Source organism: Halomonas sp. ND22Bw, assembly GCF_003011945.1.
GTDB classification, from domain to species: Bacteria; Pseudomonadota; Gammaproteobacteria; order Pseudomonadales; family Halomonadaceae; genus Halomonas; species Halomonas halophila.
This window is the reverse complement of the sequence record NZ_PXWD01000006.1, coordinates 87,183-102,004: the sequence shown is the minus strand read 5'-3', so window position 1 is coordinate 102,004 and position 14,822 is coordinate 87,183. Positions and strand designations below refer to the sequence as shown.

General features: G+C 71.6%; 15 protein-coding genes. 6 read left to right on the top strand and 9 right to left on the bottom strand.

Features of this window, described 5'->3' with window-relative positions; translation table 11 throughout:
* Nucleotides 1-9 precede the first annotated feature (9 nt).
* The 5 genes from CVH10_RS09670 to CVH10_RS09650 all read left to right on the top strand — a co-directional run bounded on the left by CVH10_RS09670 (nt 10) and on the right by CVH10_RS09650 (nt 4,962).
* Nucleotides 10-1,029, top strand: a complete 1,020-nt coding sequence (locus tag CVH10_RS09670) for an ABC transporter substrate-binding protein (protein WP_106488529.1) — start codon at nt 10-12, stop codon at nt 1,027-1,029.
* Nucleotides 1,023-2,027 (top strand): iron ABC transporter permease, encoded by a 1,005-nt coding sequence (locus CVH10_RS09665; protein WP_106488528.1) that lies wholly within the window; start codon nt 1,023-1,025, stop codon nt 2,025-2,027. The genes CVH10_RS09670 and CVH10_RS09665 overlap by 7 nt, the downstream gene beginning before the upstream one ends.
* Complete coding sequence (locus tag CVH10_RS09660) at nt 2,024-3,061, top strand: iron ABC transporter permease (protein WP_106488527.1); 1,038 nt, start codon at nt 2,024-2,026, stop codon at nt 3,059-3,061. The genes CVH10_RS09665 and CVH10_RS09660 overlap by 4 nt, the downstream gene beginning before the upstream one ends.
* 138 nt (nt 3,062-3,199) lie before the next feature.
* A complete protein-coding gene (locus CVH10_RS09655) occupies nt 3,200-4,045 on the top strand; it encodes an ABC transporter ATP-binding protein (protein ID WP_106488526.1) in 846 nt (281 codons plus the stop codon).
* On the top strand, nt 4,042-4,962 hold the full coding sequence (locus tag CVH10_RS09650; RefSeq protein ID WP_106488525.1) for a sucrase ferredoxin: 921 nt from the start codon (nt 4,042-4,044) through the stop codon (nt 4,960-4,962). Before CVH10_RS09655 ends, CVH10_RS09650 begins: the two co-directional genes overlap by 4 nt.
* A gap of 7 nt (nt 4,963-4,969) precedes the next feature.
* Here CVH10_RS09650 and CVH10_RS09645 read toward each other — a convergent pair whose 3' ends face one another.
* From CVH10_RS09645 to CVH10_RS09630, 4 genes are read right to left on the bottom strand one after another with little or no spacing between them, the layout of a single operon-like run.
* Nucleotides 4,970-6,118 (bottom strand): metal ABC transporter permease, encoded by a 1,149-nt coding sequence (locus tag CVH10_RS09645; protein WP_106488524.1) that lies wholly within the window; start codon nt 6,116-6,118, stop codon nt 4,970-4,972.
* Complete coding sequence (locus CVH10_RS09640; RefSeq protein ID WP_106488523.1) at nt 6,118-7,266, bottom strand: iron chelate uptake ABC transporter family permease subunit; 1,149 nt, start codon at nt 7,264-7,266, stop codon at nt 6,118-6,120. The genes CVH10_RS09645 and CVH10_RS09640 overlap by 1 nt, the downstream gene beginning before the upstream one ends.
* On the bottom strand, nt 7,266-8,048 hold the full coding sequence (locus tag CVH10_RS09635; RefSeq protein ID WP_106488522.1) for a metal ABC transporter ATP-binding protein: 783 nt from the start codon (nt 8,046-8,048) through the stop codon (nt 7,266-7,268). Before CVH10_RS09635 ends, CVH10_RS09640 begins: the two co-directional genes overlap by 1 nt.
* Nucleotides 8,049-8,097: 49 nt before the next feature.
* Nucleotides 8,098-9,066, bottom strand: coding sequence for a metal ABC transporter solute-binding protein, Zn/Mn family (locus CVH10_RS09630; RefSeq protein WP_369335764.1), 969 nt, complete (start codon nt 9,064-9,066; stop codon nt 8,098-8,100).
* 177 nt (nt 9,067-9,243) lie between these two features.
* Here CVH10_RS09630 and CVH10_RS09625 point away from each other — a divergent pair, with 177 nt between their 5' ends.
* On the top strand, nt 9,244-9,792 hold the full coding sequence (locus tag CVH10_RS09625) for a PRC-barrel domain-containing protein (protein WP_035592859.1): 549 nt from the start codon (nt 9,244-9,246) through the stop codon (nt 9,790-9,792).
* 63 nt (nt 9,793-9,855) lie between these two features.
* Here the strand turns inward: CVH10_RS09625 and CVH10_RS09620 are convergent, their stop codons facing one another.
* From CVH10_RS09620 to CVH10_RS09600, 5 genes are all read right to left on the bottom strand, one after another.
* The gene (locus CVH10_RS09620) at nt 9,856-10,644 is read right to left on the bottom strand and encodes an ABC transporter ATP-binding protein (RefSeq protein WP_035592858.1); all 789 of its coding nucleotides are present in this window, start codon (nt 10,642-10,644) and stop codon (nt 9,856-9,858) included.
* Nucleotides 10,641-11,750, bottom strand: a complete 1,110-nt coding sequence (locus CVH10_RS09615; protein WP_235207397.1) for an iron chelate uptake ABC transporter family permease subunit — start codon at nt 11,748-11,750, stop codon at nt 10,641-10,643. The genes CVH10_RS09620 and CVH10_RS09615 overlap by 4 nt, the downstream gene beginning before the upstream one ends.
* A gap of 13 nt (nt 11,751-11,763) precedes the next feature.
* Nucleotides 11,764-12,732, bottom strand: a complete 969-nt coding sequence (locus CVH10_RS09610; protein ID WP_106488521.1) for an iron ABC transporter permease — start codon at nt 12,730-12,732, stop codon at nt 11,764-11,766.
* Between the two features lie 59 nt (nt 12,733-12,791).
* Entirely contained in the window at nt 12,792-13,727 is a 936-nt protein-coding gene (locus CVH10_RS09605; protein ID WP_035592856.1) for an iron-siderophore ABC transporter substrate-binding protein, read from the bottom strand.
* 159 nt (nt 13,728-13,886) lie between these two features.
* Nucleotides 13,887-14,765: an ABC transporter substrate-binding protein gene (locus CVH10_RS09600; protein ID WP_106488520.1), complete on the bottom strand. Its 879-nt coding sequence runs from the start codon at nt 14,763-14,765 to the stop codon at nt 13,887-13,889.
* Between the last annotated feature and the right edge of the window lie 57 nt (nt 14,766-14,822).

Below are 14,822 nucleotides of genomic sequence, written 5' to 3'. Positions count from 1 at the left end.
CCGATCGCGATGCCCGACACTGCTTCCCACTCGAATCACGCCAAGGCGGGCGCCGTTCGCCTGCGCCGATGGCTGGCAGCGCTGCTGGCCCTGCTGATGCCGCTAGGCGCCGTCGCCGCCGACGTGCCCCCCGGCGGCCATGGCGTCACCAACGCTTTCGGTGACACGTCCGTTCCCGACACGCCACAGCGCGTCGTCACCCTCTACCAGGGCGCGACGGACAGCGCGGTGGCGCTCGGCCTCACGCCGGTCGGCGTCGTCGATTCGTGGCTGGAACCGCCAATGTATCGCTATCTGCGCGAGGCGCTGGATGGCGTGGAGCACGTCGGCCTGGAGACCCAGCCCAACCTCGAGAAGATCGCCTGGCTGGACCCGGACCTGATCGTAGCCACGCGCTTTCGCCATCAGCGAGTTCGGCCGCTGCTCGAGGCCATGGCCCCGACGGTGGCCAGCGAGAGCGTCTTCGATTTCAAGGCCAGCCTGAGGCTGCTGGCCAAGGCCACGGGCCGGGAGGCGCGTGCCCGGGCGCTGCTCCAAGACTGGGACGCCCGGGTGGCCGACTTCCGCCGCCGCATCCGCCGCGCGCTGGGCGATGCCTGGCCGCAGAGGGCCGCCGTGGTGCGTTTCAAGAGCGACCACGTGCGCATCTACTCCACCGGCTTCGCCGGCTCGATTCTCGGCGAGCTGGGCTTCGAACAGCCGAGCTCCGTGCAGGACCAGGGCTGGGGCATGAAGCTGACCAGCGAGGAGAACATCCCGGTCATCAACGCCGACGTGATCTTCGTGCTGCTGGAGCCGGACGATCCCGCCATCGCCCGCAACTACCGCCACTGGCGCGCCCACCCGCTGTGGCAGCGCCTGGACGCGGTGCGCCATGACCGCGTGTTCGAGGTGGACGCGGTGAACTGGATCATGGGCGGCGGCATCCTGGCCGCCAACGCCATGCTCGACGATCTCTATGCCCACTACGGGCTGACGCCACCGGCCTCTTCATGCGCGGCGTTTGATCAGGAGGCCGTCGCATGCTGAACGGCCGACGATCGCGCCTCGCCGGGCTCCTGCTGGGCCTGATGCTGGCGGCGGCGGCGTTCGTCGCGAGCCTGATGCTGGGCACCACGGAGATCCCGGCGCCGACCTTTCTCCAGGCCCTCTGGCACTACGACCCCGCCCGGGTCACGCATCTCATCATTCGCACCGAGCGCCTGCCGCGGGCGGTGATCGCCGCTCTGGTGGGCGCGAGCCTGGCCATCGCCGGCGCCCTGATGCAGACCCTGACCCGCAATCCCCTGGCCTCACCGAGCCTGCTGGGCATCAACGCCGGGGCCATGTTCTTCGTGGTGATCGCGGTCTCGTGGCTGCCCCTGCATGCGCCGGGCGAGATCGTCTGGGCGGCGCTGCTGGGCGGCTTCGTCGCCGCGGGCCTGGTCGCGCTGCTGAGCCGCGGCCGACGCGGCGAGCTATCGCCGCTGCGGGTGGTGCTGGCGGGCGTGGCCGTCAGCGCCATGTTCGTCTCGTTCAGCCAGGGCCTGCTGATCGTCGATCGGCAGAGCTTCGAGAGCGTGCTCTACTGGCTTGCCGGCTCCGTCTCCGGGCGCGAGCTGTCGCTGGTGGTGCCGCTGCTGCCGCTGTTCGGCGCCGCCCTGCTGCTGTGCGCCGTGCTGGTCCGCCACGCCAACGCCCTGATGCTGGGCGACGAGACGGTGCAGGGGCTGGGCATGCGCGCCGGCACCATCAAGCTGCTGCTCGGCCTGGCGGTGATCCTGCTCGCCGGCGGCTCGGTGGCGCTGGCCGGCATGATCGGCTTCGTCGGCCTCATTGTTCCGCACATGGCGCGAGGCCTGTTCGGCGTTGACCATCGCTGGCTGCTGCCGGCCTGCGCCCTACTGGGCGCCAGCCTGCTGCTGCTGGCCGACGTGGCCTCGCGCTTCCTGATGCCCCCACAGGACGTGCCGGTGGGCGTGATGACCGCGCTGATCGGCACGCCCTTCTTCATTCATCTGGCACGCAGGACATCGGCCCGCTCATGACGCCTTCCTCTTCCCTGCCACGCACGGCCGACGACGCCGGCGAATCCCGGGCATCACGCCACGCCACCGTGCTCGCGCTGCTGGGACTGGCCCTGCTGGCCAGCGTCGGCCTGTCGCTCACCCTCGGCAGCTTTCCTACCGCGGTCGACGAGGTCGTGCAGGCGCTGGTGGCGCCCCGGGACAGCGACATTGCCTTCATCGTCTGGGAGCTGCGTCTGCCGCGCCTGCTGCTGGCCGTGCTGGTCGGCGCAGCGCTGGCCGTGGCGGGCGCCATCCTCCAGGGCATCGTGCGCAATCCGCTGGCCTCGCCGGACGTGATCGGCATCACCAGCGGCGCCGCCCTGGCCGCCGTGGCCTTCCTCGCGCTGATCGGAGCCGGCCTTGACCGCCACTGGCTGCCGGTCTCGGCGCTCGGCGGCGCGCTGCTCAGCGCCCTGCTGGTGTTCTCGCTGGCCTGGCGGCGCGGCCTCTCGCCGTCGCGCATGGTGCTGGTCGGCATCGGGCTCTCCGCCGCCATGGGCGCCATGACGACCCTGCTGATCGTGATCAGCGATGACAGCGCCGCCATGGGCGCCTACGTGTGGCTGACCGGCAGCCTCTATGCCGCCCAGTGGCCGGACGTGATGGGCCTGCTGCCCTGGCTGCTGGTCGCCGTGCCGCTGTGCCTGACTCAGTCGCGACACATGGACGCCATGGCGCTGGGCGATCACGTGGCCCAGGGGCTCGGCGTGAACCTGCTGCGCAGTCGGCTGCTGCTGATGGCCTGCAGCGTGGCGCTGGCCGGCGCGGCCGTGGCCTTCGCCGGCGGGCTCAGCTTCGTGGGCCTGATCGCGCCCCATATCGCGGCGCGCCTGGTGGGCCGGGGCTTCGCTCGGCTGGCGCCCGTCGCCGCGCTGATCGGCGCCCTGATCGTGCTTTACGCCGACCTGCTGGGGCGGGTGGCGTTCCTGCCCAAGGACCTGCCGGCCGGCATCTTCGTCTCGGGCGTGGGCGCGCCCTTCTTCGTCTATCTGCTGTATCGCAGCCGCCGCTGAGCCGGGGAAAGCACCCGGCGACAGCGCCCGGTGGACGGGGCCGACACGGCCTCGGTCGCCGGCCCGGCAGACATTGAAAATGAGAATGTTTTGTCTTACCTTGCCCTGCCTTCCTCCAGCTCGGATCGACGCCTGCCCATGTCCAAGATCGCCGCCCCGACGGCCCGCCTGACGGGCGAAGCCCTGCGCGCCGGCTACGACGCCCGCCCCGTGCTGGACGGCGTCGACCTGGCGGTGGCCGAGGGCAAGCTGACGGTGCTGCTCGGCCCCAACGGCTGTGGCAAGTCGACGCTGCTGAAGACCCTGGCGCGGACCCTGACGCCGGACGGCGGCCGGGTCTGCCTCGACGGCCAGGACATCCACCGTCGCCGCACCCGGGACGTGGCCCAGCGCCTGGGGATCCTGCCCCAGGGGCCGGATGCCCCGGAGGGCCTCACGGTCCGCCAGCTCGTGGCCATGGGCCGCTTCCCCCATCAGCGGCTGTGGCGCCAGGACGCCAAGGGCGACGCCCGCGCGGTGCACGAGGCGATGGCCTACGCCGGCGTCACGGACTTCGCCGAGCGCAGCGTCGACGCCCTCTCAGGCGGCCAGCGCCAGCGCTGCTGGATCGCCATGGTGCTGGCTCAGGAGACGGATCTGATCCTGCTCGACGAGCCCACCACCTTCCTCGACCTCAAGGTCCAGGTCGAGCTGCTGGAGCTGCTGGTGGCGCTGGCCCACGATCAGGGCCGCACCCTGCTGGTGGTGCTGCACGACCTCAACCTGGCGGCGGCCTATGCCGACGAACTGGTGATGATGCGCGACGGGCGCATCGAACGACGAGGCACACCCGTCGAGATATTCACCGCCGAGAACCTGAAGCGGGTCTTCGACCTCGACGCCCACGTCATCGACGATCCCCGGGGCGGCGGCCCGATCTGCGTGCCGCTCCAGTCGCCCCTGGCCCGCTCGCGTCGCGACGCCCAGCGCGAAGTCAGCGCATGAGCCGGCGCTTCTGCGCGGTCGAGAGCGCCGCCGTCAACGACCCTCTGGCCGGCACCGCCACCCACGCCGAGCGCAATCTGCTGCTCAGCTGGCCGAGCGCCAAGTGGCAGCGCAACCTGCGCCATGCCAGCGACATGCCGGAGGAGATCGTGGCCCGGCTCGATGCCCTGGCCGAGGCCGGCCGCCGGGTCAACCTGATCCACCGCCGCGGGCACCCCAGCCACCGCCATCGCCTCTACCTGATGCCCGAGAACCGCGGCTTCGAGGTCGAGCGCGAGGCACTGCCGGCGTTTCTCGCCGCCTTCGACAACGGCGAATCGCTGGCCCGTTGGGAGAGCGAGGCGCCTTCGGGCGCGCTGCTCCTGTGCTGTACCCACGGCAAGAAGGACAAGTGCTGCGCCAAGTTCGGCTTCGCCGCCTACAAGGCGCTCGCCGCGGCGGTAGACGCCCACGAGCTGCCGTTCGAGGTCTGGGAGAGCAGCCACCTGGGCGGCTGCCGGCTGGCCGCCAGCGCCATCCTGTTCCCCGCGCTGCGCAAGTACGGGCGCATCACCGAGGCCGACGCGCTGCCGCTGCTCGAAGCCGAGGCCCGGGGACGGCCCTACCTGCCCTGCTACCGCGGCGACGGCCACCTGTCGCCGGTGCAGCAGTGCGCCCAGCACGCCGCGCTGGGGTGGCTCGAGGCCCGGGAGCGGGTCGCGATGCCACGCCTCGCGACCGAGGACGGCGACGACGAGGCCCGCCGGCTGACGTTCGACTGGCAAGACGGCGTCCACGCCGGCCGGCTGGTCGTGCGCTGCCGGATCGACACCGTGGTGCGCCTAGACACCTGCGCCGACCTCGAGGGCGACGGCGCCACGCCGAGCCCCGTCTGGCGCGCCGTCTCGGTCGAGCCCCTCCCACCGGGCGAGGCCTAAGCGCCGCCTATCCCTGGCCGTCCGCGGACCGACGCCCCGGCTCGAGGATCTCCCGGGCCAGCTCGCGGCCGCCCGGGGTCAGATGCAGCGCTTCGCCGTTGCGCTCGATCAGCGCCTGCTCGCGGCTGCGCGCCACCACCCGGCGCGCCTTGGCATCGTCCCACAGCAGGTGCTCGCGCAGCGCCCGGGCGACGTTCTCCTCGTGCTGCTCGGGGCTGCCCTCGTGGTTGTAGAGGTGTACGGCCAGGGTGCGGATCTCGTTGAGGCGCCGCTGGCCGCGACGCCGGAACCACTGGGCGACCACTCCGTAACGTGGACCGGCCAGGAAGGCCACCAGCAGGAACGCGCCGGTCATCACCGCCATCATGCCGCCGATCGAGACGTCCCAGGCCACCGCCAGGACATAGCCCGAGATGCTGGACAGGATCGAGACCAGGATGCCGTAGACGAACATCAGCCACAGCCGGTCGGTCAGCAGATAGGCCGTGGCCGGCGGCACGATGACGAAGGCCACGAACAGCACCGCCCCCACAGCGTCGAAGGCCGCCACCGCGGTGCCGCTGGTCAGCAGCAGCAGACCATGGAACAACAGCCCCGGGGCCAGCCCCAGGGCCCGGGCCAGCCCCTCGTCGAAGGTGGCCAGCTTGAGCTCCTTGAAGAAACAGCCGACGAAGGCGGCGTTGAGCAGCGTCATGGCGCCCATCGAGAGCAGCGCCTGGGGCACCCGATACTCGCCCAGGGTGACGGTATCGAGCCACACGAAGCCGATCTCGCCGAGCAGCACGGTATGGGTGTCGATGTGCACGTCCCGGGCATACAGATTGAGCAGCAGCACGCCGATCGAGAACAGCACCGGAAACACCAGGCCGATGGCGGCGTCCTGCTTGACCCGCCGGGTGCTGACCAGCAGTTCGGTGAGCACCACCGTGAGCAGCCCCGTCAGCGCGGCACCGAGGAGCTGCAGCGGCCCGCTCTGCTGGTGGGTCACCAGCCACACGATGACGATGCCGAACACGATGGCGTGGCCGATGGCGTCCGAGAGCATGCTGTTGCCGCGCAGCACCAGGAAGGTGCCCACCAGGGTCGAGGCGATGCCCACCAGGGCGCCCACCAGCATGATCATCGCCGCGGGATTGTCGAACAGCGCAGCCAGCATTAGGCGCCCTCCTCGTACAGCGAGGCCAGCACCCGCTCGGCCTCGGCACGCCCCGCCGGCGTCAGCAGCCAGCGCCGCGACGGCCCCGGCTCTCCCGGCGGCGCCTCGCCCCATTCGACCAGGCCGCGACGCTCGAGCTTGCGCAGCGCGGTACGGGTGCGCAGCCCGTGGTAGCTGTCGATCAGCCCCTGCTCGGAGCGGAACACCGGATCCTCGTGGCGAGCGGCGAGCCCGTAGAGGGTGGTCAGCACCTGCTGCTGACGCAGGCGTCGACGCCCCCGCCACAGCCGCAGTGCCTCCCATGCCAGGCCGCGCCCCGGCGCCAGGGCGATCGACAGCAGCACCACGGCGGAGACGCTGAGAATGATCAGCGGTCCGGTGGCCAGGCCACGCGACAGGGCACTCAGCAGCGCGCCCAGCACGCCACCGGCCACGCCGATGAGCGCGGCCAGCGTCACCATGCCCTCGAGACGCCGGCTCCACTGCCGGGCCGCCACCGCCGGGGCGATGATCATGGCCGCCATCAGCACCACCCCGACCATCTGCAGGCCGACCACCACCGCGAGCGCGACCATCATCGTCAGCAGCGCCTCGAGCCAGACCACCGGCATCCCCAGGGAAGCGGCAAACTCGGTGTCGAAGGTCACCAGCTTGAACTCCTTCCACAGCACCGCCACCAGCGCCAGGGCGATCGCGGTGATGCCGGCCATGATCCACACGTCGGCGCGCAGGGTGGCCGCCGCCTGGCCGAACAGGAAGGCGTTGAGGCCGCCCTGGGACGCGTTGTTCATGCCCTGGATATGGGTCAGCAGCACCACCCCGAGAGCGAAGAAGACGCTCAGGGCGATGCCCAGGGCGGCGTCCGTCTTGAGCCGGCTGAGGCGCGTCAGCAGCAGCATCGTCAGCGCCGCCAGGGCGCCGGTCACCAGCGCGCCGGTCAGGATGCTGCCCAGATGGCGACCACCGGCGATGATGAAGCCCAGGCAGACCCCGGGCAGCGCCGCGTGGGACATGGTGTCGCCGAGCAGGCTCTGGCGACGCAGCACCGCGAAGCAGCCCAGCACGCCGCTGATCAGACCCAGCAGGGCGGCGCCGGCCATGACATTCTGCAGGGTGTAGTCGTTCAACAGGCTCAGCAGCGAGGCCATCACGAGGCGTCGCCCTCCCCGGCCAGCATGCCGGCTTCATCGAGCAGCGCGATCTGGCCACCGTAGGCGCGGCGCAGGTTGTCGGCGGTATAGACCTCGCGCACCGGCCCCTGGGCGATGACCCGCACGTTGAGCAGCAGCAGCCAGTCGAAGTAGCTGCACACCGTCTGCAGGTCATGGTGCACCACGATCAGCGTCTTGCCCTGGTCGCGCAGCCGACGAAGGATGTCGACGATGGCGCGCTCGGTGGTGGCGTCGACCCCGGCCATGGGCTCGTCGAGGAAATAGACGTCGGCCTGCTGGACCAGCGCCCGGGCCAGGAACACCCGCTGCTGCTGGCCACCGGAGAGCTGGCTGATCTGGCGTCCGGCGAGGTCGCCCATGCCGACCTGCTCCAGCGCCGACATGGCCTCCCGGCGCTCGCGCCGGCCAGGACGCCGGAGCCAGCCCAGCCGGCCGTAGAGCCCCATGGTGACCACGTCCAGGGCGGTGGTGGGAAAGTCCCAGTCGACGCTGGAGCGCTGCGGCACGTAGCCCACGCGGCGGCGATGCGACTTGTAGGGCAGGCCGAACAGCCGCACGTGGCCGGCCACCGAGGGCACCAGCCCCAGCACGCTCTTGATCAGCGTGCTCTTGCCGGCCCCGTTGGGACCGACGATACCGGCCATCACCCCGGGCGGCACGTCGAAGTCGATGTCCCACAGCACCGGCTTGCTGTGGTAGCTGACCGTCAGGTCCTCGACGTGCAGGGCGAGATCGGGTTCATGCAGCGGCTGCGTCATGGTGGGCCTATTCGATGCGTGAGATGCGTGAGATGCGTGGAAGGAAGGATCAGGGGGCGGGAATCTCCCAGCGGGCGGCCCAGTCGGCCAGCGCCTCGGGCAGCGGTGCCGGGGTGCCGCCGAGCGCCTCGACGATGTGCCGGGTGTTGGCATGCAGCATGCCGATGTAGGTGCCCTCCGCGGTTCCCGCCTCGCCCATGGCATCGGCGTACAGCTGGGCACCGATCGAGACCTCCTGACCGCGCTGGCGGGCGGCGTCGATCACCGCCTGAACGGTGCGGGGATTGATGGTGCTCTCGACGAACACCGCCGGCACCCCACGGGTCACCACCGCCTCGGTCATGGCCCGGATATCGGCCACGCCGGTCTCGGTCTCGGTGCTGATGCCCTGGATGCCGGCGACCTCGATGCCATAGGCCCGGCCGTAATAGTTGAAGGCGTCATGGGCGGTGACCAGGATGCGCTGCTGCTCGGGAATGGAGGCGACGCTCGCCGCGATCCAGTCGTGCAGGGCGGCGAGCTCGCGGCCATAGGCCTCGGCGTTGGCCCGTATCGTCGCCGCGCACTCGGGGCGCGCCTCGGCGAAGGTCTCGGCCAGCACCGGCAGGGTCTGCGCCCACAGCGACACGTCCATCCACAGGTGGGGATCAATGCCGTAGGCATCCTGCACCCGAATCAGCGCGTCCTCGCCGATGGCGGCGGGCGAGACCGCCACGGTCGTCGTGATCTCGGCGAAGCGTTCCAGCACGTCGCCGAGCTGGCCTTCCAACTTGTACCCCGAATAGAGGATGGTCTCGGCATGCTGCAGGGTCGCCACGTCCCGGGCGCTGGCCTGGAAGAGGTGCGGGTCCACCCCCGGCCCCATCAGCGCCGTGACCTCGACGCACTCGCCACCGACCCGCTCGGCGACATCGCCGAGCATGCCGATGGTCACCACCGTCTCCAGCGGCTCCGCCGCCTGCAGCGGCCCGCTCCCCAGGGCCATGGCAAGCCCCATGCTCATCCATCGCATCCGCATCCTCGTCCCTCCCGGTGTGCCGCCCCCGCAGATATAACACCCCGGCCACGCCGAGGTAAAAGCGTCGCGTCTCACACACTGTTACACGACGACTTGAAACTCATGGACATCAGACGACACTAATGGGTGTCGTCGACGCAAGACGGCCACATGGACACCGACTCAAGGAGAGACGCCATGACCCGCGATTCCCTGCGCAAGACGAGTATCACCGCCGCCCTGCTCGCCACTGGCCTGACCGTCAGCGCCACGGCCTCGGCCGCGCCCCAGGGTCTCTACTCCGCCGACGAGCTGCTGGATGCCGACGTCTATACCCAGGAGGATCCCGAGCGCTCGATCGGTGAAGTGGAAGACGTGCTGCTCGACGACGACATGCGCCTGCGCGCCCTGGTCATCGACTCCGGTAGCCTGCTTGACCTCAACGAGAAGCAGTACGTGGTCGAGGCCGACCAGTTCAAGGTCGAGACCCGCCACGGCGAGCGCATCGAGGACATCGAATACCGCGTCACCCTGAGCCTCGACGCCGCCAGCCTGCGCGACCAGCCCGAATACACCGATGGCTGGTGGAACCAAGCCCGCGAGAGCATGCGTGACGCCTGGGCCGATACCCGGGAAGGCGCCGCCAGTGCCTGGGAAACCACCCAGGAAGGCGCGTCCACCGCCCTGGACCGCATCGGCCAGGCCCTGCAGAACGCCGGCGAGAGCGCCCAGAAGGCCGCCGAATAAACCCGTCTCGGCGACACGCCGTCACGCGCCCATACGCCCCGGCCCTGCCGGGGCGTATCGCGTTCAGGCCCGACGCAGGTCGGTCAGGATCGGCGTGCCGGTGGCCGGATCGGGCACCAGGGTGCAGGTCACGCCGTAGAGCTCGCGCACCAGCGCCTCGGTGACCACCTCGGCGGGCGCGCCCTGGGCGACGATGCGCCCGTCGCGCATGGCCACCAGGTGATCGGCATAGCGGCAGGCGCTGGCCAGGTCATGCAGCACCAGCGCCAGGGTGCGGCCGTCGGCGGCCAGGCGCCGGACCAGCTCGAAGACCTCCAGCTGATGGCCCAGGTCCAGCGCCGAGGTCGGCTCGTCGAGCAGCAGCAGCGGCGTCTGCTGGGCGATGGTCATGGCAATCCAGGCGCGCTGGCGCTGGCCGCCGGAGAGCGCCTCCAGCGGCCGATCCGCCAGCGCCTCCAGCCCCGCCGCAGCCACCGCCGCCTCCACCGCGCGCTGGTCGTCGCCGGACCACTGGCGCAGCCAGCCCTGGTGCGGCTGGCGGCCGAAGCGGATCAGGTCACCCACGGTCAGCCCCTCCGGCGCCGTGGCCTCCTGGGGCAGCAGCGCCAGGCGCCGCGCCAGCTCCCTGGCCGGCAGCCGCTGGATGTCCTGGCCGTCGAGCAGCACCGCGCCCGCGTCCGGCGCGTGCAACCGCGCCAGGCCGGCCAGCAGGGTCGACTTGCCGCAGCCATTGGGGCCGACGATGGCGGTCACCTTGCCCGGCGGCAGCGCGACGGCCAGGTCCGCGATGACCGTTCGGCGGCCGTGGCTCAGGCTCAGCGCCTCGGCCTGCAGGCGTTGCGGGGCGTTCATGAAACTCTCCTATTGGCGGGACGCATCAGGATCCACAGCAGCCAGGGGCCGCCGACCACTGCGGTGACGATGCCCACCGGCAGTTCGATGGGGGCCAGCAGCAGCCGGCCGGTCAGGTCGGCCAGCACCATCACCAGGGCGCCGGCCAGGGCCGAGGCGACCAGCGGCACGCCCCGCGACGTGGACAACGAGCGGGCGATCTCCGGGCCGATCAGCCCGACCATGCCCACCGGCCCGGCCACCGCCACCGCCAGCGCGGTCAACAGCACCGACAGCCCGAGAATCTGGGCGCGCCGGCGGCGCAGCCCGACGCCGAGCCCGCGGGCCACGGCATCGCTGAAGCGCATCAGCGACAGCGAGCGGGCCAACGCCATGGCCAGCGGCCAGCCGATCGCCAGGCCGATGCCCAGCACCGCCACGGCGCCGCCCGGACGGGCATTCAGGGTGCCCACGGTCCACGGGTAGGCCTGGTTGGCAGTATCGATGTCCACCCGCGCCAGCAGCAGCTGGGTGATCGCGCCGAACACCGCGCCGACGCCGATGCCGGCGACGATGAAGCGATAGCCGCGGGTGTCACCGCCGGTGGCCACCCCGAAGGTGACGGCCGCGGCGGTGGCGGCACCGACCAGCGCCATGGCCGGCGGCGCCAGCGACACGCCAAGCCCCACCACCGAAGCCACGGCGAAGGCGGTGGCACCGTTGTCGATGCCGATGATGCCGGGGGTGGCCAGGCGGTTGCGGGCCAGGGTCTGCATCAGGCAGCCGGCCAGGGCCAGCGCCGCCCCGGTCAGCCAGGCCGCCAGCAGCCTGGGGAAACGCAGTTCCTGCACCAGGAAACCGGCCAGCGGATCGCCCTCTCCGCGCAGCGCCGCCCAGGCGTCGGCGGGCGACAGCGACTGCTGGCCCAGGCACAGATAGGCCAGCGAGGCTGCCGCCAGCAACCCCAGCAGCAGCAGGCCGACGAGCAGTGCGCGGCGCTCGACCAGCAGATGGCGTTCGCCCCGTGCCAGGCGCCAGTAGCCGGGCGGCGGCGCGATGCGCTCGGCGGCGCCCGCCTCGAGGCGCGGGGCGTCGGCGCGGGAAGGCATCAGCAGGGTATCGGACATGACGGTCTCCGGCTCACAGGGTCGGCAGTCGACGGGCGCGCACCACGGCGACCAGCACCGGGGCGCCGACCAGGGCGGTGAGCACGCCCAGCGGCAGCTCCGACGGCGCCACCACCAGCCGCGAGACCACGTCCGCGGTGAGCACCATCAGCGGGCCCAGCGGCAGGCACAGCCACAGGGTGCGACGAATATCGGGACCGGCCAGGGCGCGCGCCGCGAAGGGCACCACCAGTCCGACGAAGGCGATCGGCCCGGCAATGGCGGTGGCGGCACCGACCAGCAGCGCCACGGCGATCACCACCAGGGCCCTCACCCGGCCGGGGCGATGGCCGAGCCCGGAGGCGACCCGCTCGCCCAGCGCCAGCGCCGCCAGGGGCCGGGCGATCATTGCGGTGACGACCAGCGCCAGCCCCAGGCTCGGCAGCACGGCGGCCAGGTCGTCGAGGCGGCGGCCGGCCAGGCTGCCGACCACCCAGAAACGGATCTCGTCGGCGGTGCGCTGATCGAACAGCAGCAGCAGCGAGGTCAGCGAGGCCAGCAGCGCCGAGAAGGCGGCGCCGGCCAGCACCAGGCGCACCGGATCGTCGCCCAGGCCGCGCAGCCGCACCACGCTCATCACCGCGAAGCAGCCGACCAGGGCCCCGATCTGGGCCACGGCCACGCGCAGGGTCGCCGCACTGGCGCCCAGCCACAGCGCCACGGCCACGGCGAAGGCCGCCCCGGCGCTGACGCCGAGCAGCCCGGGCTCGGCCAGCGGATTGCGCGACACCGCCTGCAGCAGCGCCCCGGCCACGCCCAGGGACAGCCCCACGGCAATGCCGATCAGGGTCCGCGGCAGGCGCAGGGTCTCGACCACGAAGCGCGCCTCGCCGTCGCCGTGGCCGGCGAGCACCGCCAGGGCACGACCAGGGCCGACCTCGCCGGCGCCCCACAGCAGGCTGGCCAGGACCGCCAGCGCCAGCAGCCCGGAAAGCATCAGCATGACACGGGAAAGCCCCGCCGATGGGCGGGGCTCGATCTTGACGGTGGCTGCCTTCGACATCAGGGCACGAGCGCCGCTTCGATATCGTCGAGGATGGCCTCGGCGGCCAGCGGGCCGTTGGCGCTGGTCCACAGCTGACCGTCCACCGGCACCACCTGGCCGTTCTCGACCACCGGCAGGCGGGCGAAGGCCGGGGAATCCTTGGCCGCGGCCAGGGCGTCGTCACCTTCCTCGTTGAGGGTGGCGAGGAACAGCCAGTCGCCCTGCAGCCGTGACAGGTTCTCCAGGCTCAGCGGATCGCTGTGCACACCGCCGTCGTTGACCAGACCGCTGGAGGCCACGTCCAGGCCGACGGCTTCCAGCATGCCGCTGGAGAACAGCTGATCGGACATCACCAGCGGGCCCTGGGGCATCCAGCGCACCAGATTCGCGGTCCGGGCCTCGGCGCCCCCCAGAGTCTCGCGCAGCTCGGCGGTGCGCGCCTCGACGTGATCGATGGCCGCGTTCACCGCGTCCTCGCGGCCCAGGGCCTCGCCGAACTGGCGACCCTCGACCTTCCAGGCGTCGGGCGTGATGCCCGGGCTCTGCGGCACCACGGTGGGCGCGATGCGCGACAGCAGCCGGTACTGGGCATCGGGCAGGCGCGGCCCGGCCAGGATCAGGTCCGGGCGCTCGCCCACCACCGCTTCCATGTTGATCTCGCGCACCACGCCGACGATCGCCGGGCGCTGATCGCCGAGGTGCGGCTCGATGTAGCGGGCCACGTCGTCGCCGCCGCGGGTGGTGACGGCGCCCACCGGCATCACGCCGGCCGCCAGGGCGGTGTCCAGGGCGCCTTCATAGAGCGTGACCACGCGCTCGGGCGCGTCGGGGACCTCGATCTCGCCGTGGGCGGTATCCAGCATGCGCGCCTGGGCCGGCGTGACCGCGGCGGCGAAAGCCGCCACCAGGCAGGCGCCGATCAGGGTCGAGGCCTTGGGCAGGGAAACTGACATGGAAGCTCCTGGGCTTGCCGGGCGCTGACGCGCCCGGTCATGCGAATGATTGCCGATGATAATGAATCTCAAACCAGTTCTCAGCCCTGCGCACCGCAACGTCGCGTTCGACGCTTCGCAACGGCAACCGATGCCGAAGCAGGAGCGCAGGAAGCGGAACTAGAGGCTGTCGACGACTTCGCCCAGCTGGGCGTGGACGCTCTGCAGGCCGTCGCCGGAGAGATACCACAGGTCCGGTGTCAGCACCGTCACGCCGATCGTCTCTCCCCCCGCCTCGGCCAGCGCCGCCTGCAGGTCGGCGAGGTCCAGCGGGGTGTCGCCGATGGCCGCGCTGCGGTCGACCACGAACAGCGCGTCCGGGGCCATCGCGGCGATATCGGCCGGGGCCAGCGGGGTGAAGGTGCGGCTGCCATGGCTCACCGGCTCCACCGAGGCCGGCACGCCCGGCTGGTCGATGCCCAGCAGCTCGCCGATCACCAGCTCCTGGCGCAGCGAGTAGCCACCGTCGTTGTGGGTCACCACCACCGCCTCGAGGTCGTCGGCCAGGGCCGCGCGGGCCGCCTCGATCTCGGCCTCAAGCGCCGCCAGACGCTCGCTGGCCTGCTGCTCGGCGCCGTAGGGCGCGGCCAGAGCCTGCACCTTGTCGCTCAGGGCGGCGAAGTAGTCGCCTTCGGCGAGGGTGACGTCGCGGGTCTCGGCCAGCGCCTCGAGGTCCTCCTGTGACGCCGACTGGCGGCCGGTAATCAGGATCAGCTCCGGCGCGAGGCCGGCGATCGCCTCGAGGTCCGGCGACTTGAGCCCGCCCACGTCGGCGCGGCCTTCCACCAGGGCCGACACATAGGCCGGGGCCGCCTGATGCGGCACGCCGACCAGGTGCTCCTCGAGCCCCAGCGCCGCCAGGGTGTCCGCGGCGCCCCAGTCGAAGCTGACCACGGCGGGACCGTGCGCCTCGCCCTCGACGTCATGGGCCTGGACCATCATCGGGGCGGCGCAGGCGCCGACCATCACCGCGGTGCGTAACCATCCGTTCGTCATCATGCTCTCCTGTGGTTCATCCGTGAATTGCCCATCTTCGACCGCGACCGGGCGGAGTGC